Raw genomic sequence first — 25,400 nt, 5'->3', positions numbered from 1 at the left:
TATTATTTTAACGATGATGCAAGCAGGAAACCCGAGCCTCCGCCAAGTCCCGGGCCGGGATGCGCCGACGCACCAATGTGGTGTAGGCCTGCGACATGGGTGCGGTGGTTAACAGACGACTTGAAGGGGCGCCAGAGGAAAAACTGGTCGATGCCGCAGTAGCCGCCATAGGGGTCGCCACCGACAAGATTCATGTTCATGGCTTCGAGATCGGCCGGTGAATAGCAGCGCCGGGCGAGCTTAATGCCGGAGAAATTCTCGATATGGCTTTCGAGCAGCGACTCGATGCGATCGGCGTAGCGCTCGCGCACCTCTTCCGTCCAACGGCCGTCGGCCGGTATTGCGATTTCGCCCGCCGCATCGCCTTTGATATGCCGCGGCGCTTCGGGAAGCTGCAGCCAAAGGATCGATTTGCCCTCCGGCGCACGGCTGGGGTCGAAAGAGGCGGGCTGGCCGACGCAGACGGTCGGTTCAGCCGGCAGCAGCCCCCGTTCGCATTCATTGGCGGCGCGCGAAACGCCGTCGAGACCGGGCGTCAAATGAAGAAGCGCGACCTTGCCAAGTTCCGCGTCGGCCTTCCAGCGTGGCGGTTCGGATAGGGCGTAATGGATTTGCATATTGCCCTTGCCATAACGATAGTGGGCAACGCTGGCCTTGACGTCAGGAGGAAGCGGCGCCGGCCAGTCCTTCATCAGCCGCTCGTAGAGCTGATTCGGCGTCACCGAGCAGATGACACCCGCATTGGCCTTCAGCGCTTCGCCACCGGCGAGCTTGACGCCGCCGGCGCGCGCGCCGGGACCGGGGGTGATGCTTTCGACATCGGCGCTGGTGCGGATCTCGCCGCCATTGTCCGTGATCAGCCGTTCGAAGGCCGTCAGCAGCGCGCCCGCGCCGCCTTTGACAATGGGCGCACCGGCGAGTTCCAGGGCAAAGCCGATGACCTTCACCATCTCAGCCGAATAGGCACTTTCCGGCCCGAGGCCGCAATGCAGCACCCAGGGCGCCCAGAGTGCGTGAATATCTTCGGAACGATAGGTGGTTTCTAGGTAACCGCGCGCCGGCGTCAGGGCATTGCCGAACCAGGCGGCGAGCTTGCGCAGGCCGCGATTCCAACCTTGTTTGGCGACGATCTTCAAGGTCGGGCCCGACCATAGCGCGCCGCCGAGCAACGAAAACAGGAAGGGGGCATCGGCGGCGAGCGCATCCATCTCGCGCAGAAACGTCTGGCCGTCGCCGAGCGACAGCTCATCGAAGGTGGCGATGTTGCGGCGCCGGTCTTTCGAGAAGATGACGTGCGAGCCGTCCGGCCTCAGCACACCGGTCGGCAGATCCGCATGAGCGAATTCGAGGCCTCGGGCTTCCAGATCCTTGCCGATGGCGCCATAGGCAGGCGAGGTCAGGAACAGCACCATCGTTGTTGCCATGATATCATGGATGAAGCCCGGTTCGGTGATCTCCTCGCTGCGCAGACAACCACCGATGCGGTCGTTGCGCTCAAGGACAAGCACCTTGCGGTCCTTCTTTCCCAGCATGGCGGCCGCGACCAGCGCGTTGATGCCGCTGCCGACGATAATGTAGTCATAGTCGCTCATGCCGCCGCCCTGGGCAAAGAGGAATGCAAGAAAGGGTCAAAGCGTCCTCGCGCTCTGACCCTTTAAGTTCATCAGGCAATCAAGGCCAGCGCGCGCACCGGGGAGCCGGTACCCTTGACGAACTTCAACGGCGCGGCGATCAGCACGGCGCCCTTGGCCGGAAGCTGATCGAGGTTCGAGAGGCTGGCGAGACCGTAGCGGTTGTTCTTGTGCATCAGGTTGTGAGCCGGGAAGGGCGGGGTCATGCCGCCAGCGGAACCAGCATCGGTACCGATTGTTTCCGAACCCCATCCGATGATGCCCTTGCTCAGCAGATATTCGATGGCTTCTGCCGTCGGGCCTGGCGAATGCGGGCCGTTTTCATCAGCGTTGAGGAAGGTTTCGGACGAGCCGTTGCGCTTGTACCAGTCGGTGCGCAGCAGCACCCAGGTGCCGGCTTCGATGGCGCCGTGCTCGGCTTCCCATTCCTTGATGCTGTCGACCGTCAGCAGATAGTCGGGATTGGCCGCAGCTTCTTTCGAGCGGTCGATGACATTGACAGGGGCGACGAAGTTCTGCGGTGGGATGGTGTCGGTCGTATTGTTCGGATTGTCCTTGCCGGTGATCCAATGGCAGGGCGCGTCGAAATGCGTGCCAGTGTGTTCGCCAAGTTCCAGCCAGTTCCAGGCCCAAAACGGACCGTCCTGGTTATATTCGGAAATCTGGTGCACTTTGACCGACGGCGTGTTCTTGCCGAACTGCGGCGGCAGGTAGAGCACAGGCGTTTCGGGGCCGAGCGGCGCTGTCAGGTCGACGACCTTGATGGAGCCCGAAACGAGGGCCGTCGCTAGGCTGGCAAGAGTATTGGTGGTCATGTTGGGTTCCCCTTAGTTTGACGTGGCCCTGTCCGAAAAACCCTGCTGGGATCTTCGATTCAGGACCAAGTTCGAAAGCCGTTACCGCCGAGCGCACAGCGCGATTCCTCACATCGTGAAGCTGTGCAGCGGCGACAGGATGAGGGTGAGCCTATGTCACAATATATGATAATGCAAGCATTCCGCCGGTGTCCCAAGCGCCAAAAATGGCACAGGCCATCTGCACATGCAACTCATGCAATTTCTAGAAAATAAAGGCTATTTTTGCGCTATTTTCCTGCGAAAACGACATCTGGTTGTGGTCGTTCGTAGCGATTTTCCGCCGCAGGTACTTGAAGCTTAAAGCTCAAAATGTATGCATGTGGCAATAATAATCACGATATAAGAGGGATCAATCAATGAGCTATGATGCGATCATTGTAGGTGCCGGTCACAATGGCCTGGCGGCGGCGGTGCATCTGGCGGCGAAGGGCTGGAAGGTCGCCGTCATCGAGGGCAACGCCGAGCCAGGTGGTGCGGTGAAAACCCGTGAGGTGACACTGCCAGGTTTCCGGCATGACCTCTGCGCCATGAACCTCTCGATGTTCGCCGGCTCCGCCTTTTTCGCGCAGTATGAGAATGAGCTGACCGCCGCAGGTCTCGGCTTCGTGCCGGCAGCCGATTGCTTTGCCAGCGTCTTCCGCAACGGCACCCATCTCGGCGTCAGCACCGATCTGGAAAAGACCACGGGTGCGATCGCCGATATTTCGCCGCAGGACGCCGCGGCGTGGCGCGCCATGTTGTCGGACTTCGGGTCGGACGCGCCGCATATTTTCGGCCTGCTCGGCGCGCCCATGCCGTCGGCCGCCGCGGCAAAAGTCGTCTGGAAGGCGTGGCGGGCAAAGGGAGCAGGCTGGCTCTGTGACACCGCAAGGATGCTGTTTGCTTCGCCGCGCGATTTTCTCGATGCACGGTTCCAAAACGCCAAGCTCAAGACGATGATGGCAGCCTGGGGCCTGCATCTCGATTTCGCGCCGGATGTCGCCGGCGGCGCGCTGTTTCCCTATCTAGAATCGATGGCCAACCAAGCCTTCGGCATGGTGATCGGCAAGGGAGGCGCAGATACGATCGTCAAGGCGATGGTCGGCGTGCTCGAAGCCAAAGGTGGCGAGCTGATGCTCGGCACGCGTGTCGACAAGATCATCACCTCCGGCGGCAAGGCGACCGGCGTATTGCTGGCCGACGGACGCCGTTATGAAGCCAAGCGCGCTGTTATCGCCAATATCCATCCGCAGATCCTGTTCGGAAAGCTTCTCAATCAGGATGCATCGCGTCAGGAGTTCGACCAGAAGCTTGCACGCTTCCGCGCCGGTCCCGGCACTATGATGATCCATCTGGCGCTTTCCGGCCTGCCGGATTGGACAGCAGGCAAGGAGCTCAAGACATTCGCCTATGTCCATATCGCGCCAGACATGGAGATGATGTCGCGCGTCTATGCAGAGGCAATGGGCGGGCTTCTGCCGGCCGAGCCGGCATTGGTGGTCGGTCAGCCGACCGCGATCGATCCGTCGCGTGCGCCGGACGGCCAGCATGTCCTCTGGGTGCAGGTGCGTGTGTTGCCTGCCGAGTTCAGTCGCGATGCGGCCGGTGAGATCAACGGGCGGGGCTGGGACGAGATCAAGGATGCCTATGCCGAGCGCGTGCTCGACATTATCGAGCGCTACGCGCCGGGCCTGCGCGGCAAGATTTTGGGCCGGTCAGTGTTTTCCCCCGTCGATCTTGAGCGTGAAAATCCCAATCTGATCGGCGGCGACAATCTTGCCGGCAGTCACCATCTCGACCAGAATTTCCTGTTTCGCCCGGTCGCCGGCTATTCGCGCTACAAGACACCCGTGGGTTCGCTCTATATGTGTGGCGCTTCTACCTGGCCGGGTGCGGGCACGGGCGCCGGCTCCGGCTTTTTGCTGGGGAAAATGCTGGCGAAGTGAACCTTTTCGGGCTTGATGCGTAAACCTTTGACATTTGAAATATTGCTCCGTAGACCGTTCACATATGAAATCGCAACGCGGTAATTGAGCTGACATCATGACTGAGTCCGAGAGTGGAATCGTCGATCTGGAAATCATCGTCCAGGGGACGCAAGAGGGCAAAAAGCAGGAGCTGCGTCTCTGGCTACGCATGCTGTCGACGACAAAGCTGATATCGCAGGAAATCCGCCGCCGCCTGCGCAACGAATTCGGTGCAACGCTTCCGCAATTCGACCTGATGGCGCAGCTCTATCGCGAACGCGACGGTCTGCGGCTCGGTGAACTCTCCAAGCGCACGATGGTTACCAACGGCAATGTAACGGGACTGGTGGAGCGGTTGGAAACGGATGGCCTGGTGCTGCGCGAGACGCCCGACGGCGACCGGCGCGTAACGGTCGCAAAGCTGACGAAAAAGGGCGAGGAACTCTTCGCGGCCATGGCTGCCGCCCATGAAGGCTGGTTGCGAGACATGATGGGCGACGTCGATCCCTCCATCATAGCCGAACTCTGGAGGGATATCGGCGGGGTGAAGTCGTCTGTGAACAACCACCTTTCGGGCGCTGCCTTCGATTGATCGCAGCGTCTCGAGCGGTTCAGCTTTTCACGGGCTCGCTCTATCTCTTTGTTCTTTCACACCTCCTGGAATACCGCCGCGCAGTTTTCCTGGAATTGCTTCAGTGCGCCTTCTCGCTCTTGAATTTCTTTTCGAGCACGCTCACCAGGCGCACCATCGGCCAGAGCAGGATGATGTAGATCAGCGCGGCCATGATCAGCGGCGAAGGGTTAGCATAGAAGCCCTGCGCATTCTGCCCCTCTTTCAAAAGCTCCGGTAGTGCCACGGTCGAGGCAAGCGAGGTATCCTTGAACATCGAGACGCAGTTGCTGGTGGTCGGCGGGATGACGATGCGGATCGCTTGCGGCAACACGACCTTGTATAGCGTTATCAGGAAGGGAATGCCAAGTGCGGCAGCCGCCTCGAACTGGCCGCGCGGCACGCTCTCGATGCCTGACCGGAAGACTTCCGCCGAATAGGCGGCAAGCACGATGGAGAAGCCCAGGATCGCGGACCACCAGGCGGAAAAGCTGATGCCGACAAAGGGCAGGGCGTAATAGATCAGGATCAGAACCACCAGCATCGGCATGGCGCGCATGATGTCGATATAGGCGACCATCAGCAGCTGGAACGGCTTGGGCGCATAGAGGCGGATCAGGCTGACGATGAGGCCGCCCAGAACGCCGATGACGATGCTCACAACGCCCAGCGCCAGGGTCATCCAGAGACCATGCAGAAGTTGAGGGAAGGCCGAAATCATGACGTCGGAGTTGAAGAAGGTATCGACGAGCGACATTGGCACTCCCATTAGGCGAAACAAGATGAAGGTCTATTATCACAATTGCGCCGGCCGAGACGGCCGGCGTTAAAATATGCTCCAGGAAATGATCTTTTGATCACGCCTTGGGGATAGGCATTTCGGTCACGGTGGAGGAGCCGGCGGGAGCCTTGCTGCCGAACCACTTTTCGTGGATCTTTTCCAGCGTGCCGTCTTTCTTCATTGCAGTGATGGCATCGTTGATCTTGGCGACGAGCGGCGAGTCCTTGGTCATCATCAGGCCGTATTGTTCGCCGGTCTTGATCCGGTCCTTGATGGCAAAGCCCTTTGTCTTGATGAAGAGATACTGCATGCCGGGGATATCGCTGACGACGGCGTCGATACGGCCGGCGCCGAGATCGAGGAACATGTCCTGCTGCGAGTTGTAGCCCTTGACGTCGGCGAAGCCTTTTGCGGCCTTGTTGTCATTGACCCATTTTTCGCCGGTCGATCCGGAGAGTACGCCGACGACCGCGCCCTTCAGATCGGCGAGCGACTTGATCGAGCTGCTTTCCTTGGCGGCAACGCCCATGTCGGAGTCATAGAAGGGCTGCGTGAAGGATTGCGACTTCAAACGTTCCGGCGTGATGGTAATGGACGAGATCGCCACGTCGATGCGCTTGGAGCTCGTTGCCGCGAACAGGGCCTGGAAGCCATAGTCGGCGATGTTGGTCGTCATGCCGGCGCGCTTGGCCGCTTCGTTGACGACATCGACCTCGAAGCCTTCGAAGCCGCCATTGGCGGTCTTGTATTCGAAGGGCGGGTTGTTCGGATAGGAACCGACATTCAGCACGTCGGCGGCATAGGCAAAATGACTTCCGCCGGCCATGCCGACGACGGTCGCAAGGACCAGTAGATTACGACGGGTAAAATTCATGTGGTTTGTCTCCCTCTGGTTATGACCGCGGGCGCCTCGTGCCTGCGGGTATTGCCGGTCCGCGCCTTATCGCGGGCCGTCATCTCATGGCGTCGACCATACGGTCGAGCGCGATACGCATCTGTTCGGTATCGCGGAATGTGCACATGCGCAGGAATGCGCGCGACGATTCCCCGAAATGATAGCCGGGCGCCAGGCCAACGCGCGCCGTTTCAAGAATGCGCTCGCAGACCGCGGTGGCATCGGCTTCGCCCTGAAGCGCGAAGAAAGCATACATACCGCCGCGCGGCTTTTCCGGAAGGATGATACCCGGTATCTGCGGCAGTTTTTCGTAAGCGAGATCAAGGCCGGCCTTGATTCTAGCACGGATTTCGGCAACCAGCGGCTCGCCTTCGCATATGGCGGCGGCGGCACCCGCCTGGATCATCGCGGACGTGCCGCTGTTGACATATTGCGTCATCGCACCGAGCTGATCGGCGATGTCTGACGGGTGCGTGAGCCAGCCGATGCGCCAACCGGTCATTGCCCAGGCCTTGGAGAAGCTGTTGACGGCGATCACCCGGTCGCCATCTTCGGCCACCTGGAGGATCGACGGTGCGATCTCGCCGTCGAAATAGAGACGCGCATAGACCTCGTCGGAAATGATCCAGATGCCGGTGCGGCGGCTGAAATCTAGCAACGCCTGCATTTCCTCGCGTGTCGCGGTCCACCCGGTCGGATTGGCCGGCGTTGACAGGAAAATGGCACGGGTACGGGCATCGCAGCGCGCGAAGAGCTTGTTGAGGTCGAGCCGCCAATCCGTGTCGAAATCCAGCGACACAGGGCGCGGTTCACCGCCAATTAGGTGGATGGCATTATGGATGTTCGGCCATTGCGGCGCGACGTAGACAACATTGGTGCCGACGTCGACCAGCAGCTCCAATGCCATGTAGAGCGCCTGCATGCCGCCGGGCGCGACGGTAGTGCGCTCAATCGGGATCGGGCGGCCATGCCATTGGGTCTGATAGTCGGACAAGGCCTCGTTGAGCGCCGGAAGGCCGCGCATGTTCGGGACATAGAAGGTCTGACCGTCGTCGAGCGCCTTCTTGGCGGCATCGCGGATGAAGGCCGGCGTTACCATGTCGCCTTCGCCGAACCATAGCGGGATAACGCCGCCGAGCTCACGAGCACGCTTGGCAAGCACGGCGATATTATCGGTGCGCAAGTCACGGATCTGGGCGCGGATGCCTTCGAAGGCGTTGCGGCTGTGTGTCTTCTCGGACAAGCTGTGCGGTGGCAGAAGAGACAAAGAACTTTCCCTGGAAGCCTGATGTCAAAAGGGCGTTCCGTCGCGAATGACGGCGTTCAGGTCGCCCTTCATTTTTGGATGGTTATCCAAAACGAGACGCATTTCAAGGAAAAAGTTTTAAGCTTAAAAAATCGGTGGAAATGCCGAAAACAGCCCGGTTGAGGCTGTTTTCGGCAGGGATTTCACGCGGATGGATATTGGCTGCACGTTCAGAGGATCCCTTTTTCTATTGCGCGGCGCAGCGGCCGTGGGGACTTGTCGTTGCTCGAGGCCAAGATGTGGCGTTCGAGAAAACGATCCACCGACAGTGCGCCGGCGCCTGTTGTCACCAGAACGAACATGCCGCCGGCGATGGCCAAGTCCTTTTCGAAATGCAGCATCTCGTTGTGGCTGGCGAAATCCGTGTGGAATATCAGTGCCGTAGACAGGCAGAACAGCCCAAGCGACAAGGCGCCGAGGCGGGTCAGCAAGCCGAGCGCCAGGGAAAGGCCGGCGCCAAGCTGCAAGGCGATCACCGCGACGAGCAGCGGTTCGGGAACGCCAAGCTTCGCCATAGCGTTGACCGCGGCATCGAAATTGAACGCCAGCGCCATGCTCTCATGCAGGAATATCCAGGCCATCAGCAGCCGACCGGCCAGAAGCGTCATGTCCATTGGATGCACGACATTTGCATTTTCCGAATAGTCCATGTGTCACCTCCCATTGGGGCGGTGCGCCTGCAAGGCGTCGTTTGCGTCACAGGCGCACGCGTGGGTCTCAGGTTAATTCGCAGCCTTGGTTGTGGCAGCTTTGTCGTCGATTGCCTTTTGCAGATCCTCCAGCTCCTCGCAGCCGCTTGGGCAAAGTTGCTTCAGCGTCGCCAGCTGTTCCTTGGCCTTGTCCATGTTGCCGGTCTCGACATAGAGCTCGCCGAGATATTCGCGGGCGCCCTTGTGATCGGGCTGCAGCTCCAGCGCCTTGGTATAGTACGTCAGCGAGGTCTTGAAATCGCCCGTCTTTCTAAGCGTGAAGCCCAGCAGATTGTAGACGTCCGCCTGCTGGTGATCCTCGGCCAGATCGCGAAGTTCGGCCAATGCACCCTGGTAATCCTTTGCGTCGATCTTGGCGCGAACGGAGGTCAAGTCCGGCGCATCCGTGGTTTCCATGTTGTCGACGGCAAAGGCCGGTAGAGCCGCGGCTGCGGGAATGATGACGACCGCACATAGGCTGGCGGCGCCAAAGATTGCGTATCTGATCATGATATGTCTCCTTTAGCCGTCAGGCTTGTGTCGTTGGGGTAAAACCGTAGGCGTTGCCGTCCTTCACGAAGGTGCCGGAGCCCGGGAAGGGGAAATGCGAACCGCAAATCTTGATATTGTCGGCGATGATGCGGTCGATCAGCTTGCGCCGCGTGACGATAGCTGCCGGTCCATCCTGGTCGTAGCTGCCTTGCCAATCCGGATGGGGAGCGAGCAATGCCGGCACGTACATGATGTCGGCCGAGACCAGAAGCTGCTCCTTGCCGGAGGCGACGAGGAAGGTGGAATGGCCGGGCGTATGACCGGGTGCGGAGACGAGGTGAACGCCAGGGGCGACTTCCGCGCCGTCGCCGACCAGCTTCCAGTTTTGCCATTTCGGGAAGACATCCGCGATACGGCGTCCGGCGTCCTTGCGGCCTGCTGCCAGCGTGTCGACGCGGCCGGGCGCCGTCCACCAATTATATTCGTCGGCGTTGGTGATGATCTCGGCATGGGCGAAAACCGGAGCATTCGTGCCTTTTTCCATCAGGCCCCAGACATGGTCGGGATGGAAATGCGAGATGATTACCGTGTCGATATTCTTGTAATCGATGCCGGCGGCGGCCATGTTGGCCGGCAGATGGGTGGCATTGGCCTGCCATTGGCCGACGCCGGAGCCTGCGTCCATCATGACCAGCCGGTCGCCGATCTTCAGGACGACGACGGTGAGGGGGATCGGCATGAATTCTGTGGTTTGGCCTGCCGCGGCCAAGGCTTGCTTGGTATCCTCGATGGAAGCGTTCTTTATGAAGGCAGGATCATGCGGCTTGCGCCATATGCCGTCATAAATGGCGGTGACTTCGACATCGCCGACCTTGTAGCGATAGAAGCCGACGGTCGGCTCCAACGGTGTTTCGGCTAGTGCAAGTGATGGGATGAATTCCAGTCTCGCCGACAGGCCGAAAGCGGCAGCGGCGGCGGCCGAGCTGAGAACGGTGCGGCGCGTCATGTTCAACATCGTCTTGTCTCCTCTTTGAGTGGCATCGCCACGCGAAGCGGAGGACAGGGGTCAATCAATGCCTCCGCTGTCGAAGGAGATCGCCGGCGTTGGCGGATTATTCCCTGTTCATGGCATCTTTCTCATAAGATTTTGATATGTTTGAGCTAATTCTACTGGCGCCGCCGCTTCGACGGGTGCACAGTGGAGCACGCGACGGGAATATTGCAGCCCGTCGCGGTCGCTGACGAAAAATATTTGCAGGCCGCGAGAATAAAACGCCGTTTGAATCGATCTGGAGAGTGAAGAGCAACGTCCGCGGTCAGGGTCTGGCCCGGCCGGAACCGGCGCTGGAGCAATGCAGGGATCATGACGACGGATATCCATTTCGCCTTCTCCACGTTTGATGGTCGGCCGCCGCCGGGTCTCGTTTCAGCGTTCAGTCGGCCGATCGCGATACGAGGAGTGGTCGCCTTTGTTCGGCAATTCGTCGCGGTGTTCGCTAAGACCTGCTCCGCCGTCGCCATAGATGCGGCGGGTCCGATGCTGCAAGCGCTGCATCAGGAGAGTCTCGGAAGCGTTTCACCGGCGTCACGTGACCTGATGCTGCGGTTCCAAAATACCGTCGTTCCACATCTGGATGCCGCCTATAATTTCGCGCGGTTTTTGAGCCGGGATGCTGATGCGGCGCAGGATATCGTGCAGGAAGCCTTTCTGCGTGCCTACCGCAACTTCGATGGCTATCGCGGCGGCGAGCCCCGCGCCTGGATGTTTGCCATTGTCCGGAACTGTTACTACGTCTGGCTGAGCGAAGGCCGGCGCAAGGCGCGGTACGAGACGGCGATGATGGCGAGCGAAGCGAAGGACGACGATCAGCCATACGCGGACGCTCATGACGTTGCCTCTGAAGAGGATTCACCCGAGGCGGCCTTGATCCGCAAGACGGAGTCGCTGCGGGTCCGCCAAGTCGTCAACTCTCTTCCGGACCTGTCACGGGAGGTTCTCGTGCTTCGAGAGCTGGAAAATCTGTCTTATCGCCAGATCGCAGACATAACCGACGTGCCGATCGGAACCGTCATGTCGCGGCTCGCGAGGGCGAGACGTGAATTCGGCGAGGCATGGCAGCTGGGCGAGAAAGGCGGGGTCGCATGATGAGCGGGAAAACCCTGGAAGGCTGCCCTGAATGGGAAACGATCCTGCACAGCTATGTGGATGACGAACTCGATGCGGTCCACACGATACAGTTCGAACAGCATCTTGCGACATGCCAGGATTGCACCGCCACCCTGGAGGGGCTCAAAGACATGAAGCGGGTCGTCGGCCGCGATGATGTGAAGTGGAAGGCTCCGGATGAGGTTCGCGCGCACATCATGACCGCCATTTCTCTTGAAGAGGCCCGGCGACAGGCTCCGGCTTCGCAGAGGCGGCGCCGCGAGAGCGTGTGGTGGCGTGGCCTGCAATTGTTCGGGCAATGGAGCTTCATACCGTCGCTGGCCGTCCTTGCGGCAAGTCTGATGCTGGTGCTTGGCAATCCGCAGACAAGCGCGCCCATCCAGAACGAGTTGCTCGCCAGTCATGTGCGTTCCATGCTCGCCAACCATCTGGTCGATGTGGAGACATCCGATCAGCACACGGTCAAGCCCTGGTTCAATGGCAAGATCGATTTCTCGCCGCCGGTGGTCGACCTTACGGCGGCCGGTTTTCCGCTGATCGGCGGGCGGGTGGATTATATCGATGGCCGGGTCGTGGCGGCGCTCGTCTATCGCCGCCATGGTCACGTCATCAATCTCTTTGTCTGGCCGGGCGAGAAGGTCGCGCAGAGCGAGACGATGCACGACGGATATAATCTCTTCGAATGGTCCGGCGGCGGGCTGGTCTTCTGGGCGGTTTCTGATGTCGCCTCGCCTGATCTTGCTGCATTCCGCGATAATTTTTCGAAAGCAGCGGGTCTTTAGCCCGGCGATTCTATGGTTTCGCTGCGCCTTGCTGTCGCGCCTGGGCAACCCCGCCAGCAAGGCTGGCGCCGAGAAACATGGTGTCGCTGGCCAACAGGAAGAAGCTGATGCCCGCTGCTGACCAGGCTGCGATATCGTCCGACGACGGTCGGAAAATGCCGACCGTGCGCCCGGCGGCAAGTGCGGTTTTCGCGATGGTCTCGATGGCGTCGGTGAGTTTGTCCTTGCCGGCCGGGCCCATCGCATCGATCGAGACGGAGAGGTCGCCGGGACCGATGAAGATGACGTCGATGCCATCGACCGCGGCAATCTCTGCGATATTGGCGAGCCCCTCGGCCGTCTCGACCTGGACGGCGAGGACGAGTTCGGCATTGGCCTTGGCGAGGTAATCCGGAATGCGATAGCCGTAGGCCGCCGCCCGGCCCGGGCCGACACCGCGTTCGCCGATCGGCGGATATCGCGTCCCAAGAACCGCGGCCTTCGCTTGCGCCGCCGTCGACACGCGCGGCACCAGAACGCCCGCCGCGCCTGCGTCCAACACCGAGGCGATGGCTTCAGGCGCATGGCCGGGCACACGGACCATTGCGGGAACACGATGGACATCGGCGGCGCGGATCAGGTCCTCGATACGCTCGCGGCCGATCTGCGAATGTTCCCAATCGATGCAAAGGAAATCGACGCCGGCCGCTGCCGTGACCTCGATGGCAACCGGATGCGGAATCGCGGCGAAGGTGCCGATGAGCAGTTTTTTCTCGATGCAGTTTTTGCGGAAATTGCCCATGAATTTCTTCGCTCTCCAACGATCTCTGCGAAGACGGATAGACTGAAAATACAGATCTGCGAAGCAGCAATCCACTTTAGGCTTGAAGTATTTTACAGGCCTCCCTGTCAGCTGAGGCCGACAGGGAGCGTTGCGGTGGCGGAGTTGTTCGGGCGCCCGCCACCGCTCATACGCGGCTTACTTATGCCGCGCCATGACTTCGGTAAGCACTTTTTCGAAGCGGGCGATTTCTTCGACCTTGTTGTAGTGTACCAGGGATACACGGATCGCGCCGGTTTCCATGGATAGGCCGAGACGTTTCATCAAGCGCGGGGCGAACATGTGACCGTCGCGCAGCCCGATACGGGCTTCGCCCATTTCGGCGGCGAATTGCTGCGGCGTGATACCCGGCATGTTGAAGCAGATGGTCGGCACGCGCTGTTCGAGCCTGGCTTCGTCGGAAATACCGTAGATCACTGCGCCGTGACGCTTCAGAACTGCGATCATCTCACGGGACAGCATCAGCTCGTATTCGCGGATCGCGCCCATAGCGGCGGCAAGCGCTTCGCGGCGGGTATGCGTGCCAGCGGGCAGGAAGCGGAGGCCGAGGGCCTCGAGATATTTGACGGCGGCGTTCATGCCGGCGACGTTTTCATAGGTGAAGGTGCCAACTTCGATCTTGTAGGGCGGCACGTCCGGAATGAAGTCTTCCTTGAAGGTCGGCAGCTTGACCAGCGCGTCATAGCGGCCCCAGAGGAAGCCCATGTGCGGCGAGAAATTCTTGTAGCCCGAGCAGACGAGATAGTCGCAATTCCAGGCTTGTACGTCCATCAGGCCATGCGGGCCGTAGTGGACGCAATCGAGGAAGACCTCGGCGCCGGCCGCATGCGCCAGCTTGCCCACTGTGGCGACGTCGACGATCGTGCCGATGGAGTGGGCAGTCACGGTGCAGGCAACGAGGCGGGTCTTGTCGTTCAGCAGCGGCTTCAAGTCTTCGGTGTGCAGCGTGCCGTCTTCGCGCATGCGCCACCAGACGATCTTGGCGCCATCGGCCTCCAGCGCCAGCCAGGTGGCGATGTTGGCGTCGTGGTCCATGTCGGTAATGACGATCTCGTTGCGCTCGCCGAGCAGTTTGGCGATGCCGAGACTTACCAGGCGGATGAAGGACGTGGCGTTCTGCCCGAAGGAGATTTCTTCGGGTCGGTAAGCGTTGACCAACATAGCGACGCTCTCGCGCGCTTCGTCCAGATTGCGGTCGACGCCCTGGCTGTGCTGGTATTTCGCCATGCGCTGGACGTTGTAATCGATGAGATGGTTGGCAACCGCGTCGACCACCGTCTGCGGTACCTGCGCGCCGCCGGCATTGTCGAGAAATACGAAATCGCCGGCCTTGCGAATAGCCGGAAACATGGCGCGGACTTCATCGACCGGGAAGCTGTTCTGGCCGGAAAATTTCAATGGGGAAGGGGAGGCGCTCATGATGATCTCGCTGCAAATTTAGGGTTCAGAACTACTATCATGATCATTTGATCACAAAATATTTGAGGGTTCAACTAAATTCATCACCCCTGCCGGGATGTCTTATCGCCGCTGTGCGGAGGCAGGTCCCTTGGCGCGCGGTTCGTCTTCCGTTGCCGGGCAATAGTCGCGCAGGATCTCATGGGTGCGTCGGATATCGGCGACGACGCCATCGCGAGCGCGGGCGAAATCGCCGGCCTTCAGCGCTTCGATGATCGGGACATGCGGGCCGGCGGGATCGATTTCGCCACTGCGCATCAGCGGTTCGACAGAGGCTGACAACATGCGCATATAAGGGCCGAAACGCAGCCACAGGGTTTCGATCAGTTGCAACAGCACATCCGAGCCGGAGGCTCGGTAGATGGTGAAATGGAACTGCTGGTTCCTCTCCATAAGCTCATAGACATTGCTGCTGCGGCCGATGTCGTGCTGTTCTGTCGCAATGCGCTCCAGTGTCTCGATGTCGGTGGCGGTCAGCCTGGGAATGCCGAGTTCGGCTGCCAGGCCTTCCACGGCGATGCGGGCGCGGCAGAGATCGTCGAGGCGGGCAAGTGTGACGATCGGGACACGGGCTGAGCCGTTCGGCGCGACCTCCAGTGCATTTTCCGCCGCCAGCCTCCGCAAGGCTTCGCGCACCGGCATGTTGCTGGTGCCGAATGTTTCGGCGAGCGAGGCGATGGTCAGCGTCTGGCCAGGGTCGAAATTGCCGGCCATCAGCGCATTGCGCAGCTGTTGATATACGCCCTCTTGGATGGTCGTTCTCGAAGACACCGGTTCCAGGGCTATGCGCACGCTCGTTTCCTTCTTGCTCAGGCGACTCCAGTCATAACGGTCATGGTAGAACGAACGATGGCCGAATGGGAAGTGTTTCGACGCAGAGACCGGAGCGTCAGATCTCTTCCGTCTCCCAAGCTGCCTGATCGGCGCCCGGCTCCGTCTCGCCCTTGGCGATTTTGGCCTGCCGCAGACCGAGGCCGACACCGAGGAGGGCGAGCGCGCCGCCGACGGCGTGATAGGCGTGCAGTTCTTCGCGAAGGATTGCCCAGGCGAGGATCGCGACGATGACCGGCAGGAGATTGATGAGGAGGGCGGTGCGCGCGGCACCCAGTTTCTGGATGCCGATCATCCAGCAGAGCGGCGCGACCAGCGATGTCGGAATGGCTGCGTATAGGATCAGCGGCAGATTGGACGAAGTGATCGGCGAGATGTCGCCCATCAGGAAGACCGGGATCAACAGAATGGTTGAAAAGCCGATCTGCCAGAATAATTGCTGCCACATGGAAAGGGGCATCGCCCAGCGCTTCAACATCACGCCATAGAGCGAATTGGAGAGCACAGCGATGATCATCAGGCCGTCGCCGATATGAAAGCCGCCATTCAGCAGGGTTGCGGGGTGGCCCTGGGACGTCAGATAAATCAGGCCGATCAGCGAGATGGCCCCGCCCGCGAGGCTGGCCGCCGTCAGCTTTTCGCCGGCCAATGCGCTCGCGAGCAGCGTCGACAGCAGCGGCATCAGGGCCAACATCACGCCCATGTTGACGGCCGAGGTGGTCTTGGCAGCCTCATAGGCGAGGCTTTGATAGATGACCATGCCGAGCGCGCCGAGGGTGGCGAGCTTCAGCCAATATTGCTTGACGAGAGCGCGGTTCTGCCATGCGGCCCGACCGACGAAGGGCAGCAGGACGACGAAAGCCAGCAGCCAGCGATAAAAGGAGATCGAGCCGGGCGAGATGACGCCGGACGCAGCTTTGGTGACGATGGTGTTGCCGGACCAGATGAGGACGGTGCAAAGCGGTGCAAGTGCTGCACTTGTCATAATTGAGGTGGCGGGAGAGGGCGGGTTGCTGCTCATGGCAGTCCTCCTGTCGGATGGTCGGCCTGATCGGATCGGTCGGGATTGTGTTGTCCCGCTTTTACCGGCTGTCTGATTACTGGTATATAGCGAGTTTCGGACATCGGTACTGGATTACGGACATGAGTGCGCGCGAACCACGCATCGAAGGAGACCCGCCGCAGCCGGTCTCCTTCCGGACGGAGAATTATAAGGGTGGCACGGTTTTTCCCGCCAAGCGCCAGGCCTGGGGCGAGTTGAACTATGCGCTCGCGGGCGTGGTCGATTTCGATATTCAGGGCGTGCGTTATCTGTCGCCGCCGCATTATGCGATCTGGATTCCGCCTGATGTGCTACACGAGGCCTGGAACCAGCACGACGTCCGCTATGTCACCGTCTATGTGGAGCGGTCGCTCTGTGCCGACCTGCCGCCGGCGCCTGCAACGCTTGGCCTCAGCCCGCTTCTGAAGGCGATCCTTGCCGATTTCGCGGCTCGCGACATCACTCTCCCGAAGAGCGAGGAGGATTTGCGGCTGGCGCAGGTGCTGGTCGATCAGATACGTTTGGCACCGCGCAGCGAGAGCTATTTGCCGCTATCGGACGATGCGCTGCTCGGGCCGGTTCTGAGGGCGCTGCAGGCCGATCCTGGCGACCGCCATTCCCTCGCGGAATGGGCGCGCCGGATGAAAACGACCGAACGGACGCTTTCGCGTCGCTGTCACGACGATCTCGGCATTTCATTCAACGAGTGGCGCCAGCGGCTGAAACTGGTCGCGGCGCTGGCGATGATCGAGGCCGGTCAACCGGTCCGGCGGATCGCGGCGCAACTGGGCTACAGCAACGCCTCCGCCTTCATCGCCATGTTCCGCCGGCTGACGGGCACGAGCCCGACGCAGATGCGCTGACGCCTTCACCGATCGACCACGAGCACGTCGAGTTTGCGCAGTTGCTCGGGATCAGCCATCGCGTCGATGCCGATAATCTGGCCATCATCGCCAACGGTGAGACGGAGCGCGATGCGCAATTGTCCGCCAAGGACGACGATGGCACCGACGGCGCCATTGATGACGGCCGACCGGGCTCCCTGGGCGCGGCCGCGGAAGGTTTCGGCCACCGCTGACCGGCCGCGGATTTCCGCCAGCGACCCCATCTGTGCGGCCACTGCATCGGCACGGAAGACGACGTCGGGATCGAGAACGGCAAGAAGCGCGTGCATGTCACCTTCGCGCGAGGCGGTCAGGAAGGCGTCGACCACGTGGCGCTGGCGGCTGAGATCGGCTTCCGCGGCAACCGGCGCTCCCTGGACCCGGCGGCGGGCGCGGCTGGCGAGCTGGCGTGTCGCGATCGTCGTGCGTTCGACGATCGGGGCGATGTCGTCGAAGGGTATGTCGAACATGTCATGCAGCACAAAAGCCAGGCGCTCGGCGGGGGTTAGCTTTTCCAGCACGACCAGCAGCGCCAGGCCGACAGAATCGGCGAGCAGCGCGTCCTGCTCCGGGTCGGTCCCGGTGCCGGCTTCATGGCTGACGACCGGTTCGGGGACGTGAATGGTCAACGGCTCTTCGCGCCGGGATTTGCGGGAGCGCAGCCAATCGAGACAGATGCGGGCGGTAACCGTTGTCAGCCAGCCGCTGAGATTCTCGACGTCTGAGATATCCGCGCGGCCGAGCCGCAGCCAAGCCTCCTGCACCGCGTCCTCGGCCTCCGTGCGCGAGCCGAGCATACGATAGGCGACCGCGCGCAGATGCGGTCGATTTGCCTCGAATTTCTCTGCCTGCCATTTTTTTTCGTCCATCGGTCACATTCCTTGCGTGCGTTCCGTCATGCCTATGACGAACGTAACCAAGCTGGTGTGACAAAGAATCGGCGTGGGGCCGTGTCGTCAAGATCGAACCCGAATTGGGCTCACCTGAAAACATCTCAAGGAGAGAATGATGCAAGCCCGCATGAAGAACCCCGCCGTCAACCTGCCGGAAACCCTGCAAGCCCTCTTGGCAGTCAGCGCCTCGATCAAAGACCGCGGCGTTTCCGAGAACACCATGGATCTCGTGCATATGCGCGTCAGCCAGATCAATGGCTGCAGCGTCTGCACCGATATGGGTTTCCGCAAGCTGCAGAAGGCGGGAGAAACGATCGAGCGGATCGTCGGCGTCTCCGCCTGGCGCGAAATGCCCTACTTCACGGACGCCGAACGCGCAGCCCTTGCACTCGGCGAAGCGATGACCCGGCTTGCCGATCGGCCGGACGCCGTGAGCGATGAGGTCTGGAATGAGGCGGCCAAATATTATGACGAAAAAGCACTGTCTGCTTTGATCGTCTCAATTGCCGTCGACAATGTCTGGAATCGTTTGAACGCGACGGTCCGGCAGCAGGCAGGAGCCTCCTGGAACTGATGGTACCGCCCGCACACCTTCTCCCGCGCGGGAGAAGGTGTCTTGGGGCTCAAATCTCCCCGAGGCGAGACCTAGCAAGCAATTTCGCCAGCCAGTCGACGAACACGCGCACCTTGTTGCTCAGGTGCCGGTTCGGGGGATAGACGATATGCAGCGGCAGAGGGCTGCGCGTCCAGCCGGGAAGGATGGGGATAAGATCGCCCTTTGCAAGCGCGTCGCGAACCATGAAATTCGGAGCCTGGGCAATGCCGAGGCCCATCAATGCGGCGTTGACATAGCTCCGGCTGTCGTTGACCGAGAGGATGTAGCGCGGGCTGATTTCCAGCGATTCGTTGCCGCGATTGAATTCGAATGGAATCGTCCGTCCGGTCTGAGCGCGAAAATAGCTGACTGCGCGGTGGCCGCTCTCCAGCTCTTCCGGCCGTTCCGGAATGCCGTAATTTTCGACGTAGAGAGGCGCGGCACAGGTGACGAGGTGCACCTCTCCGACGCGCCGGGCAATAAGTGACTGATCGCTCGGCATGCCCGCCCGCAGGGCGCAGTCGACATTCTCCGCCAGGTAATCCACCAGCCGGTCGCCGACGCCAAGATCGATATGGATGTCCGGATAGCGCTTATGAAAATCGCAAAGCGCCGGCATGACGATGTTATCGGCAAAAGCGCCGGCCATTTCGACACGCAGACGGCCGCTCGGCAGGCTCTGCGAATTGCTGATGCTGCCGTCCAGTTCCTCGATTTCGGAAAGGATCTGAATGGCACGTTCGTAGTAGAGTGCTCCGTCTGTCGTTACCATGACGCGTCGGGTCGTGCGGTTCAGAAGCTTGGTGTGCAGATGCGCCTCGAGCGACTGGATGAGCGTCGTCACCGTCGCTTTCGGCATGGAGAGAGTTGTGGCGGCGCGGGTGAAGTTGCCTGTCTCCACCACACGTGCGAATGCCCGCATTGCTGATAGCTGGTCCATTCCAAGGTACCCTTCGACCGGTGCGAAAAGAGGTCGATTGTTTGTTCTGGTGAATAGTCTGATCGAATATAGGCTACTTATTCTCAGAACGGAATAACAATATGTTGGGGATGTGAATGTTGCAACGCGGCATGGGGCGCTTGAGGCCGCGGGATTTGGAACATGGTCCGAAACGTGTAGAAACGGCTTTCGGAAGAGATCATGTTCGATCGAATAGACAAGGATGTGGGTTCATGAGCGCGCCGTGGAAAGATGTGATGCTGGAAAACGTGCCCACGGGGCCGGTGGCAGCGCGGATCTACAACGGCGAAGGTATGAAGAAGGCAGCACCCATCGTGCTTTATCTGCATGGTGGCGCCTTTCTCGATACCGAGCATGCCATTGACCGACCGGTTGCCGCAAGCCTTGCGGATGCCGGTGCGATCGTGGTTGCTGCGGATTATAGCAGCGGCAACCACAATGCCTTTCCGCAGGTGCTGGAATGTGCCTACGGGATTCTCGCCTATCTCGGCAACAAGCGGAACATGCTTGCGCTGGGCGGGGCGAAAAAATCGCTGCTGTTTGTCGCCGGTGAGGAAGCGGGCGGTAATGTTGCAGCGGGCGTGGCTTTGAAGGCGCGCGATCAGATGCCGGGTTCGCTGGACGGACAGGTGCTGATATCGCCGCTGCTTGATCCCTTCATGGGTTCGAAGTCTTTCCTCCAGGCGGAGGAAAGCGGCATGCGCGAGCGCTGGACAGAGGGTTGGAACCGTTACCTGGGTTTTCTGGGCGGTGTCTGCCACCCCTATGCGGCGCCTCGATACTGTTCGCGGCTTTCGGGCCTTGCGCCGGCATTGGTGCTCACGGCCGAGGACGACCCGCTCCGCGACGAGGGCATGGAATACGGCAGTCGCCTGAAAGGGGCCGGCGTCCGTGTTCGCCAGCAAGTCCTTCCCGCCGGGACGGGCTGGCCCACCATCTATGGCGGGCAGTCGAAAGACAAGCCGTCATGGCAACAGGATGTCTGCTGTTGTTTCAAGCAGTTTGTCGAAGATGTGCAGGCTTGATCGACCAAGTCTGATGATGTCGAGACGATAGGAATTTTCGGTCCCGTGTCCCAAGCCGGGATCAAAAGGAGAGACTAACATGAAGTCCAACGGTAAGCGCTGGGCCCTGTGGGGCGCCGGCATGGGTGTTGCTGTGGCCGTTGCAGGCGCAGCCTTTTATCTGGATTTGCCGCGCGGCGCGCAAGCGACCGAGGCGGCCGCCCCGGCTGCGAAGCCGGCCATTCCCGTCACCGTCGCCGCCGTCGAGGCGCGCGATATCACGACTTGGCAGGAGTTTTCCGGCCGGCTCGAAGCCATCGATCGTGTGGAGGTGCGCCCGCGCGTGTCCGGCGCCATCCAGTCGGTGCATTTCCGCGAAGGCGCGTTGGTCAAGCAGGGCGACCTGCTGGTGACGATCGACCCGGCACCCTATGAGGCGGCCGTCGCCCAGGCGCAGGCGGAAGTTGCCGCGGCTGATGCGAAGCTGAATCTCGCCAAGGTCGAAGTCGACCGCGGTCAGAGGCTCTCCGATAACAAGACGATTTCGCAGAGCGACATGGATACGCGCGCCAGCAATTATACCGAGGCTGCTGCCAATCTGAAGGCAGCGCAAGCCGCCCTGCGGACGGCACAGCTGAACCTCGACTATACGCAGGTTCGCGCTCCGATCGCTGGCCGCGTGGGCAAGATCGAAGTCACGGTCGGCAACCTCGTTGCCGCAGGCTCCGCTTCTCCCGCGCTGACGACGCTGGTATCGGTCGATCCGATCTACGCCAGCTTCAATGCAAGCGAACAGACGGTCACCGAGGCGCTCGCGCAGCTCCCGGTGACTGACGGCGCGGCTCCGCCGGTCGAGCGGATCCCCGTCCAGATTGGCACGACCAGCGACGATGGCACCCCGATCAAGGGCAAGCTGCAGCTCATCGACAACGAGGTGGATGCCGCCAGCGGCACGATAGCGGTGCGCGCGGTCTTCGACAATCAAGGTGGCCGTCTGATCCCGGGTCAGTTCGTGCGTGTTCGCATGGGTCAGCCGAAAGCTGAAAACAGGATCGTCATCAGCGACCGCGCAGTCGGCACCGATCAGGACAAGAAGTTCGTCTTCGTCGTTGATGGTGAAAACAAGGTCAATTACCGGCAGGTCCAACTCGGGTCGCTGGTCGACGGGCAGCGAGTGATCGAGAACGGCCTGGAAGTCGGTGAAAAGATCGTCGTCAACGGGTTGCAGCGCATCCGCCCCGGTGCGGTCGTCGCACCGCAGTTGGCCGAGAAGGTCGCGACCTCTCAATAAGACTTCGCCTTCTGCCCGTGGGGAGAAGGCCGATATCCGAAATCGCATGATCCGCCGGCGGCCCTCAAATCGCCGGACAGGAGTTTTGCATCCGTTTTCTCCCCAGAGGGGGCTTTGATATGAACATCTCCAGATTCTTTGTTGACCGCCCGGTCTTTGCCGGTGTTCTTTCGGTCCTCATCGTGGTCGCCGGCCTGATCGGCCTCAGAGCGCTGCCGATCTCCGAATATCCAGAGGTCGTGCCGCCGTCGATCGTCGTGCGCGCCACCTATCCCGGCGCCAACCCGACCGTCATCGCCGAAACGGTGGCGACGCCGCTCGAAGAGCAGATCAACGGCGTCGAGGGCATGCTCTACATGTCCAGCCAGGCAACGTCCGACGGCGTTCTCAACGTGACGGTCACCTTCAAGCTCGGCACGGATCCGGACAAAGCGCAGCAGCTCGTGCAAAACCGTGTTTCGCAGGCCGAGCCGCGCCTGCCCGCGGAAGTCCGCTCCCTCGGCATCACGACCGTCAAGAGCTCGCCCGACTTCATCATGGTCGTCAACCTCGTCTCGGACGGGGCCGACCACGACATCACCTATCTGCGAAACTATGCGACCCTGAACGTCAAGGACCGGCTCGCCCGCATCGAAGGCGTCGGGCAGGTGCAGGTCTTCGGCGCCGGTGACTATTCCATGCGCGTGTGGATCGATCCGCAGAAGGCGGCCGAGCATAATCTTGCCGCCAGCGACATCAGCAATGCGATCAGCTCTCAGAACGTCCAGGCTGCGGCCGGCATCATCGGTGCCTCACCCAGCCGGCCGGGCGTGGATCTGCAGCTCAACGTGAATGCCCAGGGCCGCCTGCGCACACCCGAGGAGTTCGGCAACATCATCGTCAAGACGGGCGCCAACGGCGAGATCACCCGCCTTCGCGACGTTGCCCGCGTCGAGCTCGGTGCGGAAGACTATACGCTGCGTTCGCTGCTCGACGGCAAGCCGGCGGTCGCCGTCGCGGTTCTTCAGGCGCCCGGTTCGAACGCGATCGAGATCGCGAACAACGTGCGCTCGACCATGAACGAGCTGCAACAGGCCATGCCGGCGGGCGTCAAGTACGAGATCGTCTATGACACGACGAAATTCGTCCGCGCCTCGATCGAGAAGGTGATCGACACTCTGCTCGAAGCCATCGCGCTCGTCGTCCTCGTCGTCATCCTGTTCCTGCAGACATGGCGCGCCTCGATCATCCCGCTGATCGCCGTTCCAGTGTCGATCATCGGCACCTTTGCGGTGATGTATGTCTTCGGCTTCTCGATCAACGCGCTCAGTCTGTTCGGCCTGGTGCTGGCGATCGGTATCGTCGTGGACGACGCGATCGTGGTGGTCGAGAACGTCGAACGCAATATCGAGAACGGCCTCAGTCCGCGAGACGCCACCTACAAGGCCATGAAGGAAGTCTCCGGTCCGATCATCGCGATCGCGCTGGTCCTTGTCGCGGTCTTCGTGCCGCTCGCCTTCATCTCCGGCCTGTCCGGCCAGTTCTACCGCCAGTTCGCGCTGACGATCGCCATCTCGACCGTCATCTCTGCCTTCAACTCGCTCACCCTGTCTCCGGCACTGGCATCCCTGCTCTTGAAGGGCCATCATGCACCGAAGGATTGGTTGACGCGGTTCATGGACGCCATCTTCGGCTGGTTCTTCCGCGGCTTCAACCGGGCGTTCGGGGCCGGTTCGAAGTACTACGGCAAGGGCGTCGGCGGCCTGGTGTCGCGCAAGAGCATCGTCATGGTGCTCTATCTCGCGCTGGTGGGGGCGACCTACAGCCTGTTCACCACAGTTCCCGGCGGTTTCGTGCCGTCGCAGGACAAGCAGTATCTGATCGGCTTTGCACAGCTGCCGGATGCCGCGAGCCTCGACCGCACGGAAGACGTGATCAAGCGCATGACGGACATAGCGCTGAAGCAGCCGGGCGTCGCCAATGCGATCGCCTTCCCTGGCCTGTCGATCAACGGCTTCACCAATTCCTCGAATGCCGGCATCGTGTTCGTCACGCTGAAGGATTTCGATGAGCGCAAGACGCCCGACCTTTCGGGCGGGGCGATCGCCATGGCGCTGAACCAGAAGTTCGGCGCCATCCAGGATGCCTTCATCGCCATGTTCCCGCCGCCGCCGGTCAACGGCCTCGGCACGACAGGCGGCTTCAAGCTGCAGATCGAGGATCGCGCCGGCCTCGGTAACCAGGCGCTCGACCAGGCGGCCAAGGCAGTGATCGCAAAGGCCTACCAGACGCCGGAACTCACCGGCATCTTCTCGAGCTTCCAGATCAACGTGCCGCAGCTCTTTGCCGATCTCGACCGCGCCAAGGCCGAGCAGCTCGGGGTCTCCGTCACCGACGTCTTCCAGACGCTGCAGATCTATCTCGGTTCGTTCTACGTGAACGACTTCAACGCCTTCGGCCGCACCTACAGCGTCCGGGTGCAGGCCGATGCCAAGTTCCGCGCTCAGCCGGAAGATATCGGCCAGTTGAAGGTTCGTTCGGCATCGGGCCAGATGATCCCACTTTCGGCCCTGCTGAAGGTGGACGCCACCACCGGTCCGGAACGCACGAACCGCTATAACGGCTTCCTTGCGGCTGATATCAATGGCGGCCCGGCACCTGGCTACTCGTCTGGCCAGGCACAGGCGGCGATCGAGAAGATTCTCCATGAGACGTTGCCGCCCGGCATAGACTTCGAGTGGACGGACCTGACCTACCAGCAGATTCTGGCCGGCAATTCCAGCGTCGTTGTTTTCCCGCTGGCGCTGCTGCTCGTCTTCCTCGTGCTGGCCGCCCAATATGAGAGCCTGACCTTGCCGCTCGCCATCATCATGATCGTGCCGATGGGCGTATTGGCGGCGTTGACCGGGGTCTGGCTCACGGGTGGAGACAACAACATCTTCACCCAGATCGGCCTCGTGGTGCTCGTCGGCCTGTCGGCGAAGAACGCGATCCTGATCGTGGAGTTCGCCCGCGAGCTGGAATTCGAGGGCCGCACGCCGGTTCAGGCCGCCATCGAGGCCAGCCGCCTGCGTCTGCGCCCGATCCTGATGACCTCCATGGCCTTCATTATGGGTGTCGTGCCGTTGGTCACCTCGACCGGTGCCGGCGCCGAGATGCGCGCCGCCATGGGTGTCGCGGTGTTCTCGGGCATGATCGGCGTGACTTTCTTCGGCATCTTCATGACGCCGGTGTTCTACGTGCTGATCCGCAGGCTGACAGGCAACCGTCCGCTGAAACAGCATCACCATAACGATAACAACCATTCGGCAGAAATTCTCCCTATCGCCGCCGAATAGGAATGCCCTGTCGGGTGTTAGCCCCAGTGCCCGATACTTTATGGGTGGGACCGCAAGGTCTCGCCCATCTTTTTTGATCTCCCGTTGGTTTTGATATTTTCCAATTCGGCCAATCTGTTTTTCGGAGATTTTGCCTCTCGCCCGCCAA

The 25,400-nt window shown here is 60.9% G+C and carries 23 protein-coding genes; 9 read left to right on the top strand and 14 right to left on the bottom strand.

Annotated elements, in window-relative coordinates; translation table 11 throughout:
• Positions 1–2: 2 nt before the first annotated feature.
• Positions 3–1,592: a phytoene desaturase family protein gene (locus PY649_RS17705; RefSeq protein WP_285869901.1), complete on the bottom strand. Its 1,590-nt coding sequence runs from the start codon at positions 1,590–1,592 to the stop codon at positions 3–5.
• A gap of 71 nt (positions 1,593–1,663) precedes the next feature.
• Positions 1,664–2,446, bottom strand: a complete 783-nt coding sequence (locus PY649_RS17700; RefSeq protein WP_285869900.1) for a cyclase family protein — start codon at positions 2,444–2,446, stop codon at positions 1,664–1,666.
• Positions 2,447–2,844: 398 nt separating this feature from the next.
• Between PY649_RS17700 and PY649_RS17695 the strand changes: the two genes are divergently transcribed.
• Together PY649_RS17695 and PY649_RS17690 are read left to right on the top strand one after the other, a co-directional pair.
• A complete protein-coding gene (locus tag PY649_RS17695; RefSeq protein WP_285869899.1) occupies positions 2,845–4,413 on the top strand; it encodes a phytoene desaturase family protein in 1,569 nt (522 codons plus the stop codon).
• A gap of 97 nt (positions 4,414–4,510) precedes the next feature.
• Complete coding sequence (locus PY649_RS17690; RefSeq protein WP_285869898.1) at positions 4,511–5,026, top strand: MarR family winged helix-turn-helix transcriptional regulator; 516 nt, start codon at positions 4,511–4,513, stop codon at positions 5,024–5,026.
• 100 nt (positions 5,027–5,126) lie between these two features.
• Here PY649_RS17690 and PY649_RS17685 read toward each other — a convergent pair whose 3' ends face one another.
• The 6 genes from PY649_RS17685 to PY649_RS17660 all read right to left on the bottom strand — a co-directional run bounded on the left by PY649_RS17685 (position 5,127) and on the right by PY649_RS17660 (position 10,222).
• On the bottom strand, positions 5,127–5,801 hold the full coding sequence (locus tag PY649_RS17685) for an amino acid ABC transporter permease (protein WP_285869896.1): 675 nt from the start codon (positions 5,799–5,801) through the stop codon (positions 5,127–5,129).
• 100 nt (positions 5,802–5,901) lie between these two features.
• Positions 5,902–6,699 (bottom strand): ABC transporter substrate-binding protein, encoded by a 798-nt coding sequence (locus tag PY649_RS17680; RefSeq protein ID WP_285869894.1) that lies wholly within the window; start codon positions 6,697–6,699, stop codon positions 5,902–5,904.
• Between the two features lie 79 nt (positions 6,700–6,778).
• Positions 6,779–7,987 carry a pyridoxal phosphate-dependent aminotransferase gene (locus tag PY649_RS17675; RefSeq protein WP_285869892.1) on the bottom strand — a complete coding sequence of 403 codons (1,209 nt, stop codon included), beginning with the start codon at positions 7,985–7,987 and terminating at the stop codon, positions 6,779–6,781.
• Positions 7,988–8,196: 209 nt separating this feature from the next.
• A complete protein-coding gene (locus PY649_RS17670) occupies positions 8,197–8,676 on the bottom strand; it encodes a DoxX family protein (protein ID WP_285869890.1) in 480 nt (159 codons plus the stop codon).
• A 72-nt stretch (positions 8,677–8,748) separates the two neighbouring features.
• Positions 8,749–9,225, bottom strand: a complete 477-nt coding sequence (locus PY649_RS17665; RefSeq protein ID WP_285869888.1) for a tetratricopeptide repeat protein — start codon at positions 9,223–9,225, stop codon at positions 8,749–8,751.
• A gap of 19 nt (positions 9,226–9,244) precedes the next feature.
• Positions 9,245–10,222, bottom strand: coding sequence for an MBL fold metallo-hydrolase (locus PY649_RS17660; protein WP_285869887.1), 978 nt, complete (start codon positions 10,220–10,222; stop codon positions 9,245–9,247).
• Positions 10,223–10,570: 348 nt separating this feature from the next.
• Between PY649_RS17660 and PY649_RS17655 the strand changes: the two genes are divergently transcribed.
• Together PY649_RS17655 and PY649_RS17650 are read left to right on the top strand one after the other, a co-directional pair.
• Positions 10,571–11,353: a sigma-70 family RNA polymerase sigma factor gene (locus tag PY649_RS17655; RefSeq protein ID WP_285869885.1), complete on the top strand. Its 783-nt coding sequence runs from the start codon at positions 10,571–10,573 to the stop codon at positions 11,351–11,353.
• A complete protein-coding gene (locus tag PY649_RS17650) occupies positions 11,353–12,156 on the top strand; it encodes an anti-sigma factor family protein (RefSeq protein ID WP_285869883.1) in 804 nt (267 codons plus the stop codon). The genes PY649_RS17655 and PY649_RS17650 overlap by 1 nt, the downstream gene beginning before the upstream one ends.
• 10 nt (positions 12,157–12,166) lie before the next feature.
• Here PY649_RS17650 and PY649_RS17645 read toward each other — a convergent pair whose 3' ends face one another.
• From PY649_RS17645 to PY649_RS17630, 4 genes are all read right to left on the bottom strand, one after another.
• Positions 12,167–12,937 carry an HpcH/HpaI aldolase family protein gene (locus tag PY649_RS17645; protein WP_285869882.1) on the bottom strand — a complete coding sequence of 257 codons (771 nt, stop codon included), beginning with the start codon at positions 12,935–12,937 and terminating at the stop codon, positions 12,167–12,169.
• 177 nt (positions 12,938–13,114) lie between these two features.
• Positions 13,115–14,395 carry a cysteine desulfurase-like protein gene (locus tag PY649_RS17640; RefSeq protein WP_285869881.1) on the bottom strand — a complete coding sequence of 427 codons (1,281 nt, stop codon included), beginning with the start codon at positions 14,393–14,395 and terminating at the stop codon, positions 13,115–13,117.
• Positions 14,396–14,497: 102 nt separating this feature from the next.
• The gene (locus tag PY649_RS17635; protein ID WP_285869880.1) at positions 14,498–15,226 is read right to left on the bottom strand and encodes a GntR family transcriptional regulator; all 729 of its coding nucleotides are present in this window, start codon (positions 15,224–15,226) and stop codon (positions 14,498–14,500) included.
• Between the two features lie 97 nt (positions 15,227–15,323).
• Positions 15,324–16,286 (bottom strand): DMT family transporter, encoded by a 963-nt coding sequence (locus PY649_RS17630; RefSeq protein WP_285869879.1) that lies wholly within the window; start codon positions 16,284–16,286, stop codon positions 15,324–15,326.
• A 122-nt stretch (positions 16,287–16,408) separates the two neighbouring features.
• On the opposite strand from PY649_RS17630, the gene PY649_RS17625 reads away from it, so the two are divergent.
• Positions 16,409–17,170, top strand: coding sequence for an AraC family transcriptional regulator (locus tag PY649_RS17625; RefSeq protein ID WP_285869878.1), 762 nt, complete (start codon positions 16,409–16,411; stop codon positions 17,168–17,170).
• A 5-nt stretch (positions 17,171–17,175) separates the two neighbouring features.
• Here the strand turns inward: PY649_RS17625 and PY649_RS17620 are convergent, their stop codons facing one another.
• Positions 17,176–18,060: a sigma-70 family RNA polymerase sigma factor gene (locus tag PY649_RS17620; RefSeq protein WP_285869877.1), complete on the bottom strand. Its 885-nt coding sequence runs from the start codon at positions 18,058–18,060 to the stop codon at positions 17,176–17,178.
• Positions 18,061–18,199: 139 nt separating this feature from the next.
• On the opposite strand from PY649_RS17620, the gene PY649_RS17615 reads away from it, so the two are divergent.
• Entirely contained in the window at positions 18,200–18,658 is a 459-nt protein-coding gene (locus PY649_RS17615; protein WP_285869876.1) for a carboxymuconolactone decarboxylase family protein, read from the top strand.
• 49 nt (positions 18,659–18,707) lie between these two features.
• Here PY649_RS17615 and PY649_RS17610 read toward each other — a convergent pair whose 3' ends face one another.
• Positions 18,708–19,619: a LysR family transcriptional regulator gene (locus PY649_RS17610; RefSeq protein WP_285869875.1), complete on the bottom strand. Its 912-nt coding sequence runs from the start codon at positions 19,617–19,619 to the stop codon at positions 18,708–18,710.
• A 233-nt stretch (positions 19,620–19,852) separates the two neighbouring features.
• On the opposite strand from PY649_RS17610, the gene PY649_RS17605 reads away from it, so the two are divergent.
• The 3 genes from PY649_RS17605 (at position 19,853) to PY649_RS17595 (ending at position 25,252) form a co-directional block, all read left to right on the top strand.
• Positions 19,853–20,665, top strand: a complete 813-nt coding sequence (locus PY649_RS17605) for an alpha/beta hydrolase fold domain-containing protein (protein WP_285869874.1) — start codon at positions 19,853–19,855, stop codon at positions 20,663–20,665.
• Between the two features lie 79 nt (positions 20,666–20,744).
• Entirely contained in the window at positions 20,745–21,935 is a 1,191-nt protein-coding gene (locus PY649_RS17600; RefSeq protein WP_285869873.1) for an efflux RND transporter periplasmic adaptor subunit, read from the top strand.
• A gap of 119 nt (positions 21,936–22,054) precedes the next feature.
• The gene (locus PY649_RS17595; RefSeq protein ID WP_285869872.1) at positions 22,055–25,252 is read left to right on the top strand and encodes an efflux RND transporter permease subunit; all 3,198 of its coding nucleotides are present in this window, start codon (positions 22,055–22,057) and stop codon (positions 25,250–25,252) included.
• Positions 25,253–25,400: the final 148 nt, after the last annotated feature.

Source organism: Rhizobium mayense (assembly GCF_030272705.1).
In the GTDB taxonomy this organism is placed as follows: Bacteria; Pseudomonadota; Alphaproteobacteria; order Rhizobiales; family Rhizobiaceae; genus Rhizobium; species Rhizobium mayense.
This window is presented reverse-complemented; position numbering and strand designations above follow the sequence as displayed.